The 16338-nt window shown below is 51.2% G+C and carries 27 protein-coding genes; 17 read left to right on the top strand and 10 right to left on the bottom strand.

Annotated elements, in window-relative coordinates:
• The first annotated feature begins 138 nt into the window (after positions 1-138).
• Together ACO6BQ_RS08770 and ACO6BQ_RS08765 are read left to right on the top strand one after the other, a co-directional pair.
• Positions 139-633 carry a hypothetical protein gene (locus ACO6BQ_RS08770; RefSeq protein ID WP_489120485.1) on the top strand — a complete coding sequence of 165 codons (495 nt, stop codon included), beginning with the start codon at positions 139-141 and terminating at the stop codon, positions 631-633.
• Positions 634-748: 115 nt separating this feature from the next.
• The gene (locus tag ACO6BQ_RS08765; RefSeq protein WP_489120483.1) at positions 749-1258 is read left to right on the top strand and encodes a hypothetical protein; all 510 of its coding nucleotides are present in this window, start codon (positions 749-751) and stop codon (positions 1256-1258) included.
• On the opposite strand, the gene ACO6BQ_RS08760 is transcribed toward ACO6BQ_RS08765, so the two are convergent.
• From ACO6BQ_RS08760 to ACO6BQ_RS08750, 3 genes are read right to left on the bottom strand one after another with little or no spacing between them, the layout of a single operon-like run.
• Entirely contained in the window at positions 1251-1439 is a 189-nt protein-coding gene (locus ACO6BQ_RS08760; RefSeq protein WP_489120482.1) for a hypothetical protein, read from the bottom strand. The genes ACO6BQ_RS08765 and ACO6BQ_RS08760 overlap by 8 nt on opposite strands.
• 12 nt (positions 1440-1451) lie before the next feature.
• Entirely contained in the window at positions 1452-1619 is a 168-nt protein-coding gene (locus ACO6BQ_RS08755; protein ID WP_489120481.1) for a hypothetical protein, read from the bottom strand.
• Positions 1620-1646: 27 nt separating this feature from the next.
• Entirely contained in the window at positions 1647-1805 is a 159-nt protein-coding gene (locus ACO6BQ_RS08750) for a ribbon-helix-helix domain-containing protein (protein WP_489120480.1), read from the bottom strand.
• A 102-nt stretch (positions 1806-1907) separates the two neighbouring features.
• On the opposite strand from ACO6BQ_RS08750, the gene ACO6BQ_RS08745 reads away from it, so the two are divergent.
• Positions 1908-2090, top strand: a complete 183-nt coding sequence (locus tag ACO6BQ_RS08745; RefSeq protein WP_489120479.1) for an Arc family DNA-binding protein — start codon at positions 1908-1910, stop codon at positions 2088-2090.
• Here ACO6BQ_RS08745 and ACO6BQ_RS08740 read toward each other — a convergent pair.
• Complete coding sequence (locus ACO6BQ_RS08740) at positions 2062-2253, bottom strand: hypothetical protein (RefSeq protein WP_489120478.1); 192 nt, start codon at positions 2251-2253, stop codon at positions 2062-2064. The genes ACO6BQ_RS08745 and ACO6BQ_RS08740 overlap by 29 nt on opposite strands.
• A gap of 36 nt (positions 2254-2289) precedes the next feature.
• Between ACO6BQ_RS08740 and ACO6BQ_RS08735 the strand changes: the two genes are divergently transcribed.
• A complete protein-coding gene (locus tag ACO6BQ_RS08735) occupies positions 2290-2787 on the top strand; it encodes a hypothetical protein (RefSeq protein ID WP_489120477.1) in 498 nt (165 codons plus the stop codon).
• A 51-nt stretch (positions 2788-2838) separates the two neighbouring features.
• On the opposite strand, the gene ACO6BQ_RS08730 is transcribed toward ACO6BQ_RS08735, so the two are convergent.
• The gene (locus ACO6BQ_RS08730) at positions 2839-2988 is read right to left on the bottom strand and encodes a hypothetical protein (RefSeq protein WP_489120476.1); all 150 of its coding nucleotides are present in this window, start codon (positions 2986-2988) and stop codon (positions 2839-2841) included.
• A 114-nt stretch (positions 2989-3102) separates the two neighbouring features.
• Between ACO6BQ_RS08730 and ACO6BQ_RS08725 the strand changes: the two genes are divergently transcribed.
• Entirely contained in the window at positions 3103-3264 is a 162-nt protein-coding gene (locus tag ACO6BQ_RS08725; protein ID WP_489120475.1) for an Arc family DNA-binding protein, read from the top strand.
• 137 nt (positions 3265-3401) lie between these two features.
• Here ACO6BQ_RS08725 and ACO6BQ_RS08720 read toward each other — a convergent pair whose 3' ends face one another.
• From ACO6BQ_RS08720 to ACO6BQ_RS08710, 3 genes are read right to left on the bottom strand one after another with little or no spacing between them, the layout of a single operon-like run.
• Positions 3402-4169, bottom strand: coding sequence for a BRO-N domain-containing protein (locus ACO6BQ_RS08720; RefSeq protein ID WP_489120474.1), 768 nt, complete (start codon positions 4167-4169; stop codon positions 3402-3404).
• Positions 4170-4182: 13 nt separating this feature from the next.
• Positions 4183-4602, bottom strand: a complete 420-nt coding sequence (locus ACO6BQ_RS08715; RefSeq protein WP_489120473.1) for a hypothetical protein — start codon at positions 4600-4602, stop codon at positions 4183-4185.
• Between the two features lie 23 nt (positions 4603-4625).
• Complete coding sequence (locus tag ACO6BQ_RS08710) at positions 4626-4841, bottom strand: hypothetical protein (RefSeq protein WP_488785486.1); 216 nt, start codon at positions 4839-4841, stop codon at positions 4626-4628.
• Between the two features lie 151 nt (positions 4842-4992).
• Here ACO6BQ_RS08710 and ACO6BQ_RS08705 point away from each other — a divergent pair, with 151 nt between their 5' ends.
• The 4 genes from ACO6BQ_RS08705 (at position 4993) to ACO6BQ_RS08690 (ending at position 7083) form a co-directional block, all read left to right on the top strand.
• Positions 4993-5628 carry a helix-turn-helix domain-containing protein gene (locus tag ACO6BQ_RS08705; protein ID WP_489120472.1) on the top strand — a complete coding sequence of 212 codons (636 nt, stop codon included), beginning with the start codon at positions 4993-4995 and terminating at the stop codon, positions 5626-5628.
• Complete coding sequence (locus ACO6BQ_RS08700) at positions 5621-6454, top strand: ImmA/IrrE family metallo-endopeptidase (protein WP_489120471.1); 834 nt, start codon at positions 5621-5623, stop codon at positions 6452-6454. Before ACO6BQ_RS08705 ends, ACO6BQ_RS08700 begins: the two co-directional genes overlap by 8 nt.
• Before the next feature lie 102 nt (positions 6455-6556).
• Positions 6557-6901: a type II toxin-antitoxin system RelE/ParE family toxin gene (locus tag ACO6BQ_RS08695; protein WP_489120470.1), complete on the top strand. Its 345-nt coding sequence runs from the start codon at positions 6557-6559 to the stop codon at positions 6899-6901.
• Positions 6898-7083 carry an XRE family transcriptional regulator gene (locus tag ACO6BQ_RS08690; protein WP_489120469.1) on the top strand — a complete coding sequence of 62 codons (186 nt, stop codon included), beginning with the start codon at positions 6898-6900 and terminating at the stop codon, positions 7081-7083. Before ACO6BQ_RS08695 ends, ACO6BQ_RS08690 begins: the two co-directional genes overlap by 4 nt.
• A 69-nt stretch (positions 7084-7152) precedes the next feature.
• Here the strand turns inward: ACO6BQ_RS08690 and ACO6BQ_RS08685 are convergent, their stop codons facing one another.
• On the bottom strand, positions 7153-7356 hold the full coding sequence (locus ACO6BQ_RS08685; protein WP_489120468.1) for a hypothetical protein: 204 nt from the start codon (positions 7354-7356) through the stop codon (positions 7153-7155).
• A gap of 35 nt (positions 7357-7391) precedes the next feature.
• Here ACO6BQ_RS08685 and ACO6BQ_RS08680 point away from each other — a divergent pair, with 35 nt between their 5' ends.
• The 6 genes from ACO6BQ_RS08680 to ACO6BQ_RS08655 all read left to right on the top strand — a co-directional run bounded on the left by ACO6BQ_RS08680 (position 7392) and on the right by ACO6BQ_RS08655 (position 11514).
• On the top strand, positions 7392-8222 hold the full coding sequence (locus ACO6BQ_RS08680) for a DUF4393 domain-containing protein (protein ID WP_489120467.1): 831 nt from the start codon (positions 7392-7394) through the stop codon (positions 8220-8222).
• A gap of 92 nt (positions 8223-8314) precedes the next feature.
• Entirely contained in the window at positions 8315-8680 is a 366-nt protein-coding gene (locus ACO6BQ_RS08675) for a type II toxin-antitoxin system RelE/ParE family toxin (protein ID WP_489120466.1), read from the top strand.
• Positions 8670-8951, top strand: a complete 282-nt coding sequence (locus ACO6BQ_RS08670) for a helix-turn-helix domain-containing protein (RefSeq protein ID WP_489120465.1) — start codon at positions 8670-8672, stop codon at positions 8949-8951. The genes ACO6BQ_RS08675 and ACO6BQ_RS08670 overlap by 11 nt, the downstream gene beginning before the upstream one ends.
• A gap of 143 nt (positions 8952-9094) precedes the next feature.
• Entirely contained in the window at positions 9095-9553 is a 459-nt protein-coding gene (locus tag ACO6BQ_RS08665) for a DUF4231 domain-containing protein (RefSeq protein WP_489120463.1), read from the top strand.
• 257 nt (positions 9554-9810) lie between these two features.
• A complete protein-coding gene (locus ACO6BQ_RS08660) occupies positions 9811-10203 on the top strand; it encodes a TIR domain-containing protein (RefSeq protein WP_489120462.1) in 393 nt (130 codons plus the stop codon).
• Positions 10204-10338: 135 nt separating this feature from the next.
• The gene (locus tag ACO6BQ_RS08655) at positions 10339-11514 is read left to right on the top strand and encodes a tyrosine-type recombinase/integrase (protein ID WP_489120461.1); all 1176 of its coding nucleotides are present in this window, start codon (positions 10339-10341) and stop codon (positions 11512-11514) included.
• Between the two features lie 569 nt (positions 11515-12083).
• Here ACO6BQ_RS08655 and ACO6BQ_RS08650 read toward each other — a convergent pair.
• A complete protein-coding gene (locus ACO6BQ_RS08650; protein WP_489120460.1) occupies positions 12084-14348 on the bottom strand; it encodes an anaerobic ribonucleoside triphosphate reductase in 2265 nt (754 codons plus the stop codon).
• A gap of 165 nt (positions 14349-14513) precedes the next feature.
• On the opposite strand from ACO6BQ_RS08650, the gene trpS reads away from it, so the two are divergent.
• Positions 14514-15524, top strand: a complete 1011-nt coding sequence (gene trpS / locus ACO6BQ_RS08645) for a tryptophan--tRNA ligase (RefSeq protein ID WP_489120459.1) — start codon at positions 14514-14516, stop codon at positions 15522-15524.
• On the top strand, positions 15524-16285 hold the full coding sequence (locus ACO6BQ_RS08640; protein ID WP_489120458.1) for an NTP transferase domain-containing protein: 762 nt from the start codon (positions 15524-15526) through the stop codon (positions 16283-16285). The genes trpS and ACO6BQ_RS08640 overlap by 1 nt, the downstream gene beginning before the upstream one ends.
• Positions 16286-16338 lie beyond the last annotated feature (53 nt).

Raw genomic sequence — 16338 nt, 5'->3', positions numbered from 1 at the left:
ATCGTCCGCCGTAAGAGGTCAATGTTAATCTCCATCCCCTCACCTCCTCTCTGCTATGCGGATGCCGCGTGCCTCCGCGCTCGTGGCTGTTGCCCTCCTCCCTGCCATGGTACAATGTCCACGAAAGGAAGTGTTAAAATGACCCATGATATCGTTGTAATCATTGTTCAAGTGGTTTCCGTCGGTCTGACCTACTACTTCGGCAGAAGAAGTGTCATGAGTGACTTCAAAACCAAGACTTTGAAAACTCGTTACGAAACAGCCTATGTCCCATATGTCAAACTTCTGTATCATGCACAACTGACAGAAGAAATCCGAGCGGACATTTCACTGCAGACACGCGGTGAATTGCTCAAGCTCATCTCTCAAAACCTAGAACACTGGGAGGATACGACATTGCGTCTATATCCTGCGCTATACTCCGCATTTCTCAACCTTCTGGAATACGAGGACGGAAACGAGGAATATGACAATGCCCCGAGTGAGTTTTACAAAGCCGTCAACACCATCACGGAAAGCATATTAGCTGATACCCAAGCCATAGCACGAGAGCTATACATGCCCCCGTTAGGCGCAGTCTTGTACGAAAACTACCATCGCAGTGCTCAAAGGCAAGAAGAGCCGCAAGCATGAACAACGGGTTGAAACTCATAAGAAGCATCTTGTCGATTGCCATCCCCTCACCTCCTCTCTGTGTTGTTGCCCTCCTCCCCGCCGTGGTACAATGTCCACGAAAGGAAGTGTTAAAATGTACTTCAACCTCCTGTGTTTGCTCATTATTCCTGCGTTTTTCTTTGTGGACAGCTGGAACAAATACAGCAAGCTCGACACCATTCTTGACAACTACATGAAACTTCTGAACGACCCTCAATTTGATGAAAAAGAGTGGTTGCTTCAAAGCCATGAGCGATTGAAAGACCTCCTGAAATCTGCAAAAGTTGAAGATATTGTGATTCGTGCGGAGAGAAATGTTGCTTACGGCAACATCGAAGTCTATAACGCAAGCGTCTTGGAATCCTTTCCGTCGAAACAGCCCAGAGTATCTTTCCTAACATTGAAACTCATCCATGCGGGACTTGGCGTATACAAAGACCGAATGCGGAACTCCTTCAATCCTCTCTACTGGATAAACTCCATCATCTTCTTCCCTCGCGCCCTGTTCTCATACCTCGGAATGGACAGTGACAAACTTGCAACAAAGATCCTGCAAGGGCTTTGGTGGATTGCGCTGACCATAGGCGTAGCATTGTTCAAATGAACGCTCCGTTCGGATAAAGAGCCAAAAAATCAAAAGAGTGTTTCGGAAACCCCGTGATTTCCGAAAGTTTTTGAATCCCCTCTTGCGCACTCTCCCGCGTAGGAAAACACGCCCCAAGATGATTGCAGACAATCACATATGACACCTGTGAATCAGTTTCTAAAATCTCCTGCTTATCCATCCCCTCACCTCCTCACGCCTCTCGTTGAGGCGACACCGTCTCCTCCCAGATAGAGAGAAGAAAGGCTATGTTCTCCCGAAAACCGTTCAGCGTTGCAAGATCAACAGATTCTGCTTTCGCGTTCTCCATAGCGGAAAACAACAGAGACGCAAACTCCGCGATAATCTCCCGCTTATCCATCTCCTCACCTCCTCTCTGCTATGCGGCTCACGCCGTCTTGTCCTTCTGCTCGCGGTACTTGCGAACGTAGTCTATAATCGCTTGCACAATCAGTCCGTTTTTCGTAAGTCCCGTTGCCTTGCTCATATCACGCAGTTTGCTTGACAGTTCCGGCGGAACTCTCACCGTCAGTTTTGTTTTCGTCACCTTGCCGTCACCTCCTGTTTGTAATATATCACGCCGTCACCTTGCCGTCAATATGCCCGACGGTATTTTTTTGTGATATATTACAGATAAGGAGGTGTCATTATGCCGTCACAGTTACCAAAATTCACATTCCGCGTCGATGCCGAAGTCCTTGAGAAGCTTCGCTTCATCGCCGAAAGCAACTTCAGAACAGTCAACAAGGAACTGGAGATGATTGTCAATCAGCACATAGCCAAGTACGAAAGAGAACACGGTGCTATTCCTCTTTCAGAAGATGAGGACTGACTTCATAGCACCGAAGCCCCAACTCGATGAGGACAAGCAGGAACGCATTTTGGCTGATGCCGAGATAACCTGCCTTGTCCTTCGTCCGTTGGTTCAGATCGTCCGACATGCGAAGCGTCAACTTATCGCGTCCACCCCGCTGCACGGTTTCTTTTGCTTGCATTGATTCCACTCCCTCCTCAGAAAGGATGCGGTTCTCATGACCCCAGAACAAGCCCTTCTCACAGCCGTCTTCTCCGCCCTCGTCTCGTTCGCAACATCCATCATTCTCTATTACTGCAAACGCAAAGACGAGAGGAAAACCCGGCTCGATGCATCTATCTGCTCGCAAATCAGCTTCGCAATTGCCTTACTGGAATCCGACATCGGCCTCATGAAACGCCACCTTGAAACCTGTCCGCAGGAGCTCATCCCGCATCCGCTCTCAGAACTTCCTTGGGCGACCTCATTCAGTGACATGGAGAAAGCCTTTTTCAATTACCCTGCTCTTTCTGCCGGTATGCTGTCGTATCTTCTTGATCGCTCCCACAGCATCCGCATTTGCCGCAACGGCATGACCAAACGGAAGAACTTGCTGGTTCTTCTGGATGAGGCCTGCACTCGCATGGAAGTGTTACAACATTCAGCCACACTCCCAATAAAATCATTGAAAGAATCACACCAATCAGAGAGAATATATATAGGACGACACCTATAAAACGATCCATGTCATACATAATTCCCCTCACCTCCTCTCTGTGTACGCGGCTCACGCCGTCTTGTCCTTCTGCTTTACGTACTCCCACAGGATTTGTGTAATAAGTCCTGTTTTGGAGTGTCCTGCTTTTTTAGCTAATCGTGCCAGTTCCTTATCAAGGCTTGTCACGATTCTCAGCGTAAACCTTATTGGCTTTTCCATTTGTTGACACCTCCTAGACACCTTTATATTATCACGACACCTTTGAGGTGTCAATATGTTTTTCTGTCATTTACACCTGCACGGTGTTATAATGGTGTCTAAGGAGGGATTACCATGTCAGATTTTGAGAAACGCTTCACCTTACGTATGCCCGCAGAACTGTTTGAGGAAATTAAAGCTGTTGCAGAGAAAAACCATCGACCAGCCGCGCGGGAAATTGTCGTAGCCATTGAAGACTATGTGAAGAAACATAAGCCAGAAGAAGCACAACGATGAGGCTTTTCACGTCTAATCCAAGGCGTTCCGCCTCCTCCTTCAACTCCTCATAGAGTTCCCTCGGAAGCCGCAGCGTCAGCGGCACTTTCGAGGGCTTTTCTTTTGCCATCTCCTCACCTCCTCTCTGTGTACGCGGCTCACGCCGTCTTACACTCCGCAAGCACGGACACAACGGAATCGTTCCACCGAATCTGATAGCCGCTGTGACCGTTGCGCTCATACGGCATTTCCTCACCGTGCGCCTTGCCCTTGTTGGTGAGCCTCCACATACCGTTGAAACGTATCTGCAAGCCCGCGTTTTGGAGCAGCACGTTCGCCTCGCGTGCGTTCACGCCGATCCGCATACCGATCTCCGTTGCGTTGAGGAAGCCCGTGTCATGCTCTGCCGGAGGAATGAGTTCCTTGACCTCGGGCATCTCGACACCGTATGCCCGCTCAATCATGCTCGTCGCCTTGGCGAGTGCGATGCCGCTCTTCACGCCGAAGAGTTTCTGAAGCTCTGCCGCCGTACTGCGGACATCCCGCACCGCCGTCCCGATCATGCGCGTGCGGTACTTCGGGTTCTTCTCAAGTTTCGGCACGGTGTAGCTGCCTGTCTTGCGGATTGCAGGGAGAACTTCGCTTGTCACCCACCGTTTGAACTTCTTCGCGGCGGGCAGCTTCGACGCAACAATCAACGAATAAAGCCCTGATTCGTTGATAAGCAACCCCTTTGTTCCGTTGACGGTGAACGAATCGTTCACCGTCCTGTCCTCATCGTCCACATGGTCACGAATCGCTTTTTGCGGGTTCGTGTATCCGAGAATCTCCGCGACATCCTTTCCAACGAAGTACGGCTCTTTGTCGATGAGTACCGTTCGGACACTGCCGAAGTCGGTGCTCTCGAAAATCTGAAGTTTGTTCATTCGCTTTCTCCTTTCATTCCCCCAACGCATACCACCACGGCTCATCGGGGTTTTGTTCCTCCTCTGCTTCCAGTGGGACGGAGCGGACAACCTTCTCTACTGCCGCTATATCAACGTCGCACACCCCGTCCATTATTCGGATTGCTTCTGCAATGGCAACGTCATCCGTGACACGGAAAATCCTTCGTAGGGACATTGCGTCCCGTCGAACCTCCTCCGCACACTCCGCGACCGTGCAAGGACAGTCAATCAGAGGGGCTTTTTTCATCGGCATGGAGTTGACACGCTTCCTGACCGCCTCCACATCAACCTCTCGCTCGTCCAGTCCGCGAAGTCCTCTTTCGATGGCAGCATCCTTGTCCCCGCCGAACTTGTAGAAGAACTCTGCATCACGGTGAATTTCATGCGCCGCCCGCTCTACTGTAGCGTTCATTTGTTCATCCTCTAAACTTGCGTTTATGCAAGTTTCTCTGCAAAAAAAATTTTGTCTGCATCAATAAGAGAGAGTTCAAGAAAATTTCTGATCCTCTGAACTTCCTCGCGCGTAAAATCACTTTCCCCACTCATCTTCCGTGTAAGCGTTGAAGGGTTTATTTCAAGCATCGTGGAGATAGCACCAAGCGAGGTATTCTTACGCATCACATGATACATGAACAAAGCCTTATCAAACACATTATCACCCCCGATTCTTACGTTTTCGCAAGTCAAGTATAACACCACTATCAAAATTATGCAATACGTTTTCGCAAGTTTATATTTTGAATCAATAAATATATTGCAAATACGCAAGATAAAAACTATAATAGTGTTGAGGTGATATCCCATGAACGTAAAAGACATAATCAGAGAAAAACGATTAGCCCTTGGAATGACAATGAAAGAGGTCGCGGATAAAGTCGGTGTAAGCGAAGCAACTATATCTCGTTGGGAAAGCGGCGAAATAGCAAATATGCGACGAGGTGCTATTTTCTCTCTCGCAAAAGCACTTAATATTTCTCCCAATGAAATAATGGGCTGGGAAACCACCGATACACCGTCCCAATCAACTCCCACACAGCTAGGTGGTGTTTATATGTTGGAGATATATAAAAGGATTCGCGCCCGAAGAGAAGAACTCGGCATATCACAAGAGGAACTAGCAAAACGAATGGGGTATAAGTCACGATCCTCGATCAACAAGATTGAAAAGGGGGAGAATGATATTCCACAATCTAAGATCGTCGCTTTTGCTCAGGCATTGAGAACAACGCCGGAGGCTCTTATGGGCTGGGAAACTTCCGATACCTCGCCGCAATCAAATACTCCCTCCGATCCAGCGAGTATCTTATTGGACGATGAAGAAATCCGCACGCTTGCGCGTAATGGTCTGGAAAACCTGCCACCCGAACAACAGGAAAAAAAGAAAGCGCAATTCAAAAAGATCATGAGCGTTGTATTCGATGAGGACGACGATGAGTAGGCTTCCCAAAGCCCCGCGCTGGAAACGCTCAATACAGGCTGCATACGATTTCCTCATTGAGAACGAAGCGTACACTCTCCCCTTCGATATTCATAAAGCACTGAAATCGCACGGCTATGCTCTAAGGACATATTCGCACCTAGCTGAGAAAAGCAAGGTATCACTCGATGAAATTTCTGAAACATTTGGCTCGAAAGACGGAATTTCGCAATATCATTCGCAACGTGATAAGCACGCAATTTGTTATAACGACACGATAAAGCCACGCGGGCGCATCCAATGGACGCTCGCACACGAGCTTGGACATATCACATTGGGGCATCTGAGGGACTTTCCCGAAACAGGAACAGAGCCCCCTGCCCTTAAACGATCAACCTATAGAATCCTTGAAGCTGAATCCAATGTGTTTGCACGCGAGTTGCTAGCCCCATCGACGGTATTTATCTACATTGCAGAACTATACAATGTGCGTGAACCACTCTGTTTTTATACGATTGCACGGTCAATTTTTAGGTTAAGTCAGGAGGCATCCTACTACATTACCACAGATTTAGCGCGTAACTATGCGGTATATGCAAGGGGCGCACGTTATTTGGGCGGTATTCCTGTCGCCGAGATGTATGAGGGCTACCTGCGCGAACATCTTTTCAAACCTCTCCCGGATATGTATTTCTTTTCATCCTGGCTGGAGAACTATCGGTATGAGTTTGAGCTTTTGTCCTATCTCGGATTGGGGAGATATCTAGAACGATCTCATCCAGGGCTGCGCTCGATCAGCGAGGTGATATTGACGATCCTATCAAAACTCACACCGTCTAGTGATTGATGAAGATCGCGTGCGCCGCTTCCTCTCGGAGGGATGGAGGGCATAAAAAAAGACCGCACTTAGGCGGCAGAAATACAGTATATGATAAGGGGAGGTCTGCCCTTGTATATCAAACTCTACAAAAAAGAAGATGGTACAGAGCCGGTCGCCGAGTTCTTACAAGGACTTGACATGACAATGCACGCGAAAGCGATGCATACAATCGACCTTCTCAAAGAACATGGACATATGCTTCGCCCTCCATACGCCAAAAAACTAGATGATGGAATCATGGAGCTACGCATCAATGCAGGAAACAACATCTCGCGGATTCTCTATTTCTTCGTGGTGGGAAATACTGCGGTATTGACGAATGGTTTCGTTAAGAAAACCCAGAAAACACCACCCACTGAAATTGAGCGAGCAAAACAATACCGAAAAGATTACATAAGGAGGAATCCAAAATGACTACTTGGGAAGAATACAAAGCTGAAGCACTCAAAGATCCCGAACTCAAGCGTGAATATGACGCACAAGCCGAGGAATTTCGTCGTATCTCCGAGGAGATCCGTGCTGAGATTCGCGCCGAGGAGGAAGAACGCCGCCGCGCATCCGCGCCGCCGACTGCGCCCCGCCCTGCATTCGCCTAGCCCCCTCCTCTACCGCCGCCGAAAAAAGGGCATAAAAAAAGACCGCACCTAGGCGGTCAGTGATTCTGTTTAGCTTTTTACGGTGTCCCTGTGGAGCAGGAGCTTCCCAACGCCCCCAAGAACACACAAGGCAATTATCACGAGAGCCACGACGACGATCAGGGCACAAGCAAGTCCTGTGACTGCTCCGAACACAATGCCGAAAGCACTGCCGAAGCTGACGCTGAATGCACTCCCAAGAAGGTTGTCAAAAAGCTGGTATAACATATCCATAAATATCACTCCTTGCATGAAAGGATATGAATTGTATGTTGGACAATCTAACTCTTCCATCCGTTCCTGATACCGTGAAAGAGCGAATTTATGATGATGCGCTTCATCCGGCAGCCAAAGAAGGCGGGAAAGCCCTTGAAACGATCATGCTGATTATAAATAAATTTGCATCCCCGTTTCGCACATGGGCTACCAAAGGAAAAGAAAACACTGAGAAATTGGCAGAAGAAGTACAACAACGACTTGCTTCCATCCCGCCAGAGAACATTATAGAACCGAAAAGCGAAATCGCCGTCCCTGCAATCATGGCAAATTCATACACCAGTAGTGATGACCTACGTTCATTATACGCAAATTTACTGGCTAAATCAATGGACAAAACAGAGTGGTCGGTACATCCGTCGTATGTCGAGATTATAAAGCAACTTAGTTCTGATGAGGCGTTACTGCTAAAGACCACTCCCTTATTAAAGGAATCAATCCCTATGTGCTCATTACGCTATCAGAAAACATCTGAGTTTCATGAGGCTGAGATGTTTACTCTCCATCCTCAAAACATTATCAGGACATTAAAAGAGGGGTATGATATACTCGCCTACCATATTCCACAAATTACAATGTTTGCTCCCGACGAACTATCCATTATGATTGATAATTCTTTAAGGTTAAAATTAATCGACATCCCTTATGATCGACATCTCACAGAAAAAAATTCTTATGTTGAATTTTATAAAGACTCTTATGTAAACGAGATTCAAGACACTCTATCACAGAATAGTAACGAAGACTATGAGTTGGTGCATATTATGAAAATGATTTCTCCTACACTATACCGAAAGATGTTCTATTCCATATGTGTAGAGTAACAGCCTCGATACCATATCAAAATAGCCCCCCAGTGTCGATAGCTCTTGCGATTTAATAACTTTTAAGGCATAATAGAGAGAGGAGGAAAGCGATGCACCCCATTTATTTTTACCGTGACAAACAGGGGCGGCGTCCCGTGATCGAATATCTTGAAGGGCTTGCCGCACGCAAGGACAAAGACAGTCGCATCAAGCTCAACAAAATCAACGACTACATCGAAGCATTGAGCCGCGAAGGGACGCGACTGGGAACGCCATACGTCAAGCATATTGGCGGCGACCTATGGGAACTGCGCCCTCTGCGCGACCGCATCTTCTTTGTTGCATGGCACGAGGGCAGCTTTGTTCTCCTCCATCACTTCATGAAGAAGACCGTGAAGACCCCGCCGCGAGAAATCGAACAGGCAAAGAGAGAACTCAAAGAACTGCAAGAAGGAGGAAGTCACCATGCAGAATAACAGTGCCATCGGGGAATCTTGGGAAGAAGTCCGCGGCCGCATCTTCACCCCCGAGGAGATTGCAGAGAGCGACCTGCGCGTTGCCCTCATCGGAGAACTCATCCGCGCACGTCAGGAGCGCGGTATCACGCAGAAACAGCTTGAGGAGATGAGCGGCGTCACACAGCCCGTCATTGCCCGCCTTGAGCGCGGTGCGACCAGCCCCAATATCTCCACCCTTACAAAACTTCTTGCACCGCTGGGCAAGAAGCTCGCCATTGTTCCGATGTAAAGGACAAATAGTCTAACTCCTTCGATTTCGACGGGGTTAAATCAGCGCGAAAAATAAAGGTATCCGACAAACACCTTTATCCGATCACATAAAAAACCGCCCTCCCTGCGCGAACAGAGAGAGCGGTAGAAAGGAATCTATCCATGGATGAAACTCAATATTTCATAGAACGGTTAGATGATCAAATCAAATGGTATGATCGAAAAAGTACTGATTGCCAAAACTGCTACAAATTCATAAAAGTCATAATCGGCGTACTTTCAATTCTGATTGCCCCCATAGGTCTGCTTTTGCAGGATTGCATATATGCGCCTTGCATAATAGCTGTACTAGGGACACTCATAGCAACAGGAACATTCATCCTCAGTCTGAACAAATACCATGAAAACTGGCTGCATTATCGAACTACATGCGAACTCTTAAAGCATGAAAAATACTTGTACCTCACACGCTCTGGAGGATACGCATATTCCACTTCGCCTTTTCAGGAGCTTGTTGAGCGATGCGAAAGCATTATCTCAAGTGAAAATATTGACTGGGCACAGTTGCATAAAAACGAACCTATTGTACCGAGTAGAAATCACCCATCCACGAGTTCGTAAGTGCGCTGGAAAACATCCGGCTTACATGGGTACTGCTCCCCTTTTATGCCCGTGATAATATAATCCCCGGGGTCTGCTCGGTGGATTCCCTCCAACGTTTCAATATACATTGTCCGATCTGTTTGATATGCCTCAACAACGACAGGTTTTTTGCGATATTGCCGAACCTCCATGACTCTCACTCCTTCATTATGGTAATTTGGGACTTTTCCTTATTATATCACACCAACTTCAAGAAGAGAAAGGATGTATTTTGAATGTCAATTTACCATGTTTTTATAAGTCATGCTTGGCACTATGGAGATCAATACAATACGGTTGTTGATTGGTTAGAAGAAAGCACTCTCCTATTCAGAAATTATAGTGTCCCAGAACATGATCCTGTAGACGCAAATAATACAGCGAAACTAAAGTCTGCCCTGACAGAGCAGATCAGTCATGCAAACATCGTAATCATCATTGCCGGTATGTATGCAGCGCACAGCGACTGGATTGATTATGAAATTGATGAGGCTGTCCGTATGGGTAAAACTATCATTGCCCTAAAACCACGGGGGAATGAGCGGATGCCTCTGAAAGCTCAGTATCTTGCTGATGAGTTGGTAAATTGGAACTCTCAATCTCTAATTAGCGCAATCCGAAAATATTAAATCACAATACAACTCAAAATAAAAAAGCCGCCCGCCGTGCTACCAACACGATGAGCGGCAGACATGACGCGAATCATGCCCTATTGCACCTAAATTCTACCATGATTCGCCTCCTATATCAAGGAGGTTTTATTTATGTCCAACAAAATCAGAATCCGAAAGCGCGGCAGCAGCTATTCCTATAGCTTCGATATATCAAAGAACCCGCGCCGCATGAAGGAGAAAGGGGGCTTTGCCACCGAGGATGAAGCATTCGACGCAGGTGTAAAAGCCTATGCCGACTGGAAGAGCGGCAATATCGGTATCACGTCCGAGAGGATGAAGCTGCGGGACTATCTCGCCGCGTGGCTCCGGAATGTCGTGCGCCCGAATGTGAAGCGGACTACATTCAAGAACTATCACAACGCAGTACACTCGCGCATCGTTCCCCATCTCGGAGAAACCTATTTACAGGAACTGCGCCCGCGTGATATTGATCGGTGGGTCAAGGAACTTGCACGCGCAGGTCTTTCGCAGGGGACAATCCGGCAGACAAAAACGGTGCTCTCCACCGCGCTGAAGTATGCCATCTATCCCGCCGAACTCATCGCCACGAATCCGACGATGGGGATCAACATCCCGCGCAGTGCGCCGCGCAAGGTAGTCGAGCGTACTGTTATCACACCCGCGCAGTTTGCCGCCATACCCGTGAGCAACAAACACTATCCGCTGCTTAAAATTCTCTATCACACAGGGCTAAGAATCAGCGAAGCACTCGGGCTTACGTGGGACGATATTGACCTTGAGACGGGAGCGTTCTCCATCTCGCGCCAGAGGTTACGGGCGGGCTATTTTGACACGCCAAAAACGGCAACAAGCACGCGGACATTTTATGCGGATGTGCTGCTTCTCACCTATCTGCGTGCGCTCAAAAAAGAGCAGGCGAAGGATGAACTGCGCTTGGGACAGGCGTATCAGATCGCCTACGAGAGCAAGGACGCGGATCGTCTGCTCATTCTCCTGCCAAAACGACTGACCCCCGCCATCGAAGCGGAACGTCGCCCGCTGCTCTGCGTTCATCCGACGGGGATTCCCTATGCACATGAGAACGTGCGCTATACGCTCCATCGCTTGGGTCTGAACGCTCACAGCTTTCGCCATACGCACGCGACGCGGCTGATCGAATCCGGCGCGAAGCCTGTTGACGTTGCCGCCCGCCTCGGTCATGCGGACGCGACCATCACGCAGAATCTCTATGCGCATGACACAGAGGATATGCAGCAGGAGACCGCGCGAATCTTCGAGCGTTTTGTAGACAAGGGATGTTTGTAGGCAAATTGTAGACAAACGGCGATCTGAGGAGTGAAAAGCCTTGAACATACAAGGGTTCATTTCTATTTCTTGTATTTCCTCCAAAAATTGCAGAAGGGTGGATTTCCCCGTTGCGGGCGGTGCGGCGAGGAAGACGAGAATGCGCCGCGCCGCCGCACGCTGTATCTCCGTAAGGCGACGCAGCAATGGCAGAAACAGCCCCTCCACCGTATCGGCGTTGTAGCGGATCTTCTGCGGCAGACCGTTCACGGTCATTGCGTAGGTTTGCCATCGTTTTTCGTTCATCGTCATCCACTCCTTTGTATGTGATTGTAACAGAGATGCACGAGGTACACAATCAAGCGATACTCCTAAGCAAACCCTAGTGAAGCAAGCGGAACAAAGGACACGTTCTGCCCCCTGCGGATTTCTTTCGTTCAAGCGAAGCGCGTTTAAGAAGTCCGCAGGTATTTCGACAGATAAGTGTCCGACCGCTTGTGTAACGAGGCGTTTGCGAGGAGTACGCAGAGAGTATTTACATACAAAGAGCGCAGAGCGTGCTTTTTGGCACACAATGCGCTCTTTTCTGTTTAATCCTTCATGCGCGGCACGGTCATGGTGCCGAAGGAGCTTTCCTTGCGGTGGCAGTGCGGGCACTCGTTCTCGATGAGTCCCGTATAGCCGCAGACGGGGTCGCGGTCGACGGGGTGGTTGATGGAGAAGTAGCCCATGTTCGCATCGTGCATGGCGCGGACGACCTTCTCGAACGCCTTGACGTTCTTCGACGGATCGCCGTCCATCTCGATGTAGGCGATGTGCCCCGCGTTCTCAAGCGCGTGGTACGGTGCCTCAATGCAGATTTTGTCATACGCGCTGATGTCGTAGTAGACGGGGACATGGCTGGAGTTCGTCATATAGGAGCGGTCGGTGACGCCGGGAATGATGCCATACGCCTTTTTGTTCGCACGCTGGAACTGCCCTGCCGTGCTCTCGGCGGGCGTGCCGAAGGTTGACCAGTTGCGGTGCTCCGCCTCGGTATACGCATCGGTACGCTCCCTCATGTGTCCGACGATCCTCAGGCCGAGTTCCTGTGCCGCCGCGCTCTCGCCGTGGTGCTTGCCCGTGAGGACGACCAGACACTCGGCAAGCCCGCAGAATCCGATGGAGTAGGATGCGTGCTTGAGGAGATCCTTGATGGAGTCGACGGGGCTTGCCTTCTCACTGTCGAGCCAGACGCCCTGCCCCATGAGGAACGGATAGTTGTAGACGTGCTTCTCCTCGATGATGCGCAGGCGGTCGAGGAGGTAGTCGTGGCAGAGGTCGATGTAGTGGTCGTACAGCTCCCAGAATTTATCGAGGTCACCCTTTGCCTCCAGCGCGAGCTTCGGCAGGTTGATTGTCGTAAAGGAGAAGTTGCCGCGGCTGCCCGACTGCTCGGGGCCGTTGACGTTGCTCATGACGCGTGTGCGGCAGCCCATGGTCGCGACGCAGCTGTTGTAGTCGCCGGGCTTGTAGTACTGGAGGTTGTACGGTGCGTCGAGGTTGACGTAGTTCGGGAACAGGCGGCGTGCGCTGACGCGGCAGGACTCGATGAAGAGGTCATAGTTCGGATCCTCGGGGTTGTAGTTGACCCCCGCCTTGAGCTGGAAGACGGAGATCGGGAAGATGGCTGTCTCGCCGTTGCCGAGCCCCTGCCAAATGGCACTGAGCACCTCGCGGATGACGAGCCGCCCCTCGGGCGAGGTGTCCATCCCGTAGTTGATGGAGCTGAACGGCACCTGTGCGCCCGCACGCGAATGAAGTGTGTTAAAGTTGTGGATGAGCGCCTCCATCGCCTGATGGGTCTCCTCCTCGACGCTCTCACACGCGAGCTGATAGACGGTGCGTGCGTCCGCTTCGAGCTCCTGCGCGACCGGTGTCTCAAACGCCGCACTGTAAACCGTGTGCAGGGCGCGTGTGAGTTCGGCGCACGCCTTCTCCGTGCGTTCGTCGTCCTGCTTTTCCGCATAGATGCAGACGGCAAAGTCGAGCTCCGCACGCAGTGCCTTTTTGAATGCGTCGTGCGTGAAATGCCCGCGCCCGAGGCGGTAGAGCAGTGCCTTCCACGCTTCCTCCACAATCGCCTTGCGGAAGGACTTTTTCACGCCGTCCGCCATGGCATAGTCGAACGCGTTGATGCTCTGCCCGCCGAACATATCGTTCTGGTTCGACTGGATGGCGATGCACGCAAGGCTCGCGTATGCGCGGATGGAGTTCGGCTCGCGCAGGAAGCCGTGCCCCGTGGAGAAGCCGCTGCGGAACAGTTTCAGCAGGTCGATCTGGCAGCAGTTGAACGTGATGAGCGAGAAGTCTTTGTCGTGGATGTGGATGAAGTTCTCGCGGTCGGCGGTCGCATAACGCTCGTCGAGCACGTAGTTGTCGACGAAGTGCTTCGCGCCCTCCGCGCCGAGTTTGAGCATGATGCCCATGGACGCGTCCGTGTTGATGTTCGCATTGTCGCGCTTGAGGTCGGAGTCGACGGAATCCGCGAAGAAGATGTCGCGGTAGCTCGCCATGAGATGTTTCTGCGCGAGACGACGCTGCGCGTGGCGCTGGCGATAGGTGATGTAGCGGCGTGCGATGTCGTGGAAACCGTGCACAAGCAGCTGCTTTTCGACGAGATCCTGGATCTCCTCGACGCTGATCTCCGTGCGCTCGCCAAACGCCGCTTCGACCCCCGAAGTCACCTCATCGATCTCAATGCCCGTCATCGGGTGGACGTATTCCTTGCTCGCCGCCGCGATCGCATTGCGGATCTTCGTGCGGTCATAGGGGACGGCGTTTCCTGCACGCTTTGTTACCGTTGTCACTGTCATGGGCTTTTCTCCTCTAAACACACTATATGTTGTGGTTTGCATTTGATGGTACGGAAGATATTGTAACAGAGGAGCGGGATGTTGGCAAGATTTTTTTGTGGCTTTGCGTATCTTTCCCGCATGGTATATAATGATAAATATTCTATAGATAAAGGAAGGAACGTCATGAACGAAAAGGACGCAGTCAACTCCCGCCGCAAGATTATCCTGAGCGGCATTCAGCCCACCGGCACATTTACCCTCGGCAATTATCTCGGAGCGGTGAAGAACTGGCGGCGGCTGCAGGAGGAGTATGACTGCTATTATTTTGTCGCCGATCTCCACGCACTGACGGTGTACCACGATCCTGCCGCGCGCCGCAAGGCGAGCCGTGCGGCATTTGCCCTCTTGCTTGCGTGCGGCCTCGATCCGGAGCAGAGCCTTGTCTTCATCCAGAGCCATGTCCCCGCGCACGCGCAGATGGGGTGGATGTTGTCCTGCCTCAGCCCGTTCGGCGATCTCTCGCGCATGACGCAGTTCAAGGACAAGTCGGCAAAACACCCCGAGGACATCAATGCGGGGCTCTTTACCTACCCGGCCCTCATGGCGGGCGATATTCTGCTCTATCAGGCGGACTATGTGCCCGTCGGCGCGGATCAAACGCAGCACCTTGAGTTCACGCGCAATGTGGCGGCGCGGTTCAATCACGTCTACGGCGAGACGTTCCGTCTGCCCGAAGGCTATTTCCCGAAGGCAGGCGCACGCGTCATGAGCTTGCAGGAACCAACGGCGAAGATGAGCAAGTCGGACGAGAATGCAAAGGCGACGATCTACATCCTCGACGATGAGAAGACGATCCTCAAAAAGTTTAAGTCCGCCGTGACGGACAGCGAGGCAGAGGTCGCGTTCCGCGAAGGAAAAGACGGCATCAACAACCTGATGACGATCTACTCCGCCGTGACAGGAAAATCGCTTGATGAAATTACGGCGGAGTTCGTAGGCAAGGGCTACGGCGACTTCAAGACCGCCGTCGGCACGGTGGTTGCGGACGAGCTGCGCGAGGTGCGTGAGAACTATGCGCGGCTGATGGAGGACAAGGCGTATCTCGACGCGGAGATTGCAAAGGGCGCGGAGCGTGCCGCGCACATCGCGGAAAAGACGCTGAAGAAGACGATGCGCAAGATGGGGCTGTGCTGATGCGTGTGCGGGAGGAAACTGTGCCGCGCACGGCAGGAAGTGACGGTGCACACAGAGTGACCCGTGCCGTCATTCTCGCGGCGGGGCGGGGCTCGCGGCTCGCACCGTTGACGGATCGCGTTCCAAAACCCCTCGTTCCTGTGAATGGTGTGCCGATCATCGCGACCATCCTCAATGCGCTTAACGCGGCGGGGATTTCGTCGATTACTATTGTGCGGGGGTATTGCGGCGCGGCATTTGACACACTCCGCGAAACGCACCCGCATCTCGCATTCATCGACAATCCCGACTGGGAAACCGCAAACAACATCTCGTCGATTGCACTTGCGGGGCGTGCAGGACTGCTCGCGGACAGCTACATCATCGAGGGCGATCTCTACCTCACGAATCCCGCCATCATCACGCCCACGCAGGAGCGCACGAACTACATTGCGTTCCCCGTGCAGGCGACGGATGACTGGTGCTTTGACACGGATTCGGCGGGCAAGATCACGCACATTGACACGGCGAGCGATCACCCCTGTCATCAGATGCTCGGGCTGTCCTACTGGACGGCAGAGGACGGGGAGCGACTCGCCGCGTGCGCGAATGCGCTTTACGCCAAGGAGGAGTATCGACAGCTCTACTGGGACGAGATTGCTCTGAAATACTATCTGCCCGAGTTCTCCATCCACATACGGGAATGTGCGCGGGAGGACGTGTGGGAGATTGATACAGTGGAAGAGCTCAGGGAACTCGAAGAGCGCGTAAGGGGCAACTAAGGAAGCACTGATAAATTCAGCACCATCATCTTGACGCATCTTTTTTGCCCGCA

This window comes from Centipeda sp. (in: firmicutes) (genome assembly GCF_057271695.1).
The sequence above is the reverse complement of the archived record's forward strand: the minus strand, read 5'-3'. Positions and strand labels throughout refer to the sequence as shown.